Raw genomic sequence first — 1,865 nt, 5'->3', positions numbered from 1 at the left:
GCGAGAACACCAGGTATTCCTGGCTTTGCGTATCGATAGCCGCTTCGGCGGCCTGGGTCATGTCACTCATGAAACTACGTCCTCCTGGCGTGATGCGGTTAGTTCGGCGTGCTTGGGGGAATTGGCACGCTGACGGTGCAAGCGGTTGACATCGGCGACGTCGAGAATCAGCGCCACGCTGCCATCCCCGAGAATCGTCGCTGCCGAGATGGCCGGCACCTTGCGGTAGTTGGTTTCGAGGTTCTTGACCACCACTTGTTGCTGACCGACGAGATCGTCGACCAACAAGGCATAGCGCCGCCCTTCGGCCTGCAGGATGACCGCGATACATTGGGTCGGGTCTTGCTCGGAGCCGTCGATGTGCAGGATATCGTGCAAGGCGATCAGCGGTAGGTACTCGTCGCGCACCTTGAGCAACTTGTCGTTGCCCGCCATTGAGTAGATATCATCGTTACTGGGCTGTAGTGACTCGAGCACTGCCGAGAGCGGCAGGATGAAGATTTCCGGCCCACTCTTGATCGACATGCCATCGAGGATGGCCAGGGTCAGCGGCAATACCACGCGGGTCGTGGTGCCTTTCCCAGGCCAAGACTGAATCTCGACGTGGCCGCCCATGGCCTGAATGTTGCGCTTGACAACGTCCATGCCCACGCCGCGTCCGGAGACGTCGCTGACCTGATCGGCGGTCGAAAATCCCGCCGCGAAGATAAGCTGCCAAACCTCGTCGTCGCTCATGCTATCGGAAACGGCCAGTCCGTTATGAGCCGCCTTGGCGAGGATCTTGTCGCGGTTGAGACCGCCCCCATCGTCCTTCACTTCGATGAGGATGTTGCCACCCTGGTGTTGGGCGGACAGCGTCAGTGTGCCGGTGCGCGGTTTTCCGGCGGCCTCGCGCGCATCAGGCATCTCGATGCCATGGTCGAGGCTATTGCGCACGAGGTGCGTCAAAGGATCGATGATGCGCTCGGTCAGGCTCTTGTCGAGCTCGGTGGACTTGCCCTCCGTGACCAGCTCGATGTCCTTGCCTAGCTTGCCGGTAAGATCGCGCACCAAGCGAGGAAAGCGGCTGAACACGTAGTCCATCGGCACCATGCGGATCGACATCACCGACTCCTGCAAGTCACGCGCGTTGCGCTGTAGCAGGTTCATGCCATTGACCAGCGGCCCATGCGAGGCCACGTCGAGTTCGCTGGCGGTTTGATCGAGCATGGACTGGGTAATGATCAGCTCACCGACGAGGTTGATGATCTGATCGACCTTTTCCACCGGCACGCGAATCGTCGCCGATTCCCCACCCGCCTTTTTCTTGGCACCGCCGCCCTTGTTTCCTGGCGCTGCATTCGCGGGTTTGTCGTCGGTCGCGGCCTGGGCCGGCGCTTTTTCTGCGGGGGTCTCCGCCTGCTCGGTAGGGGCCGGCGCCTCGGGTGCCGGTGCATCGTCCTGAGACACAGCAGGTGCCGAAGCAACTTCGGCCTCTCCTTGCGCCGTCTCGGTCGGTGCGGCGATCGCAGCAATATCGAGTTGCTCAGGCTCGACGATGAAGCACATCACAGCTTCGATATCGTCGCGGCTGGAGGCACTTTCCAGCACCACCTCATAACGTGCGGCATCTCCGTGCTGCTCTTTCACGGTCCCCAGATTGCCGAGTTCCTCGACGAGAAGCTCACGATCCTTGTCGGATACGTTCAAAAGCACGACACGCAGCCAGCCGCTATCGGCGTCGGCGTCCTGAGCCACCTGCGCCTGCTCCTCCGACGCTTCCTCGCCAACCGTATTCCCGCTAGCCGGACTTTCGGCTTCATCCGACGTCTGCTCGGGTGGCGCGATATCGGCCTCGGGCTCGCTGCCCACGCCATGTCCCAACT

The 1,865-nt window shown here is 61.4% G+C and carries 1 protein-coding gene; it reads right to left on the bottom strand.

Translation table 11 applies throughout. The annotated features are described in order from the left end of the window. Positions 1 to 66: 66 nt before the first annotated feature. On the bottom strand, positions 67 to 1,865 hold a 1,799-nt coding region (locus OP496_RS17500; RefSeq protein ID WP_280565163.1), incomplete at its 5' end, for a chemotaxis protein CheW.

This window comes from Chromohalobacter sp. 48-RD10 (genome assembly GCF_029889785.1).
Classification (GTDB): Bacteria; Pseudomonadota; Gammaproteobacteria; order Pseudomonadales; family Halomonadaceae; genus Chromohalobacter.
The sequence above is the reverse complement of the archived record's forward strand: the minus strand, read 5'-3'. Positions and strand labels throughout refer to the sequence as shown.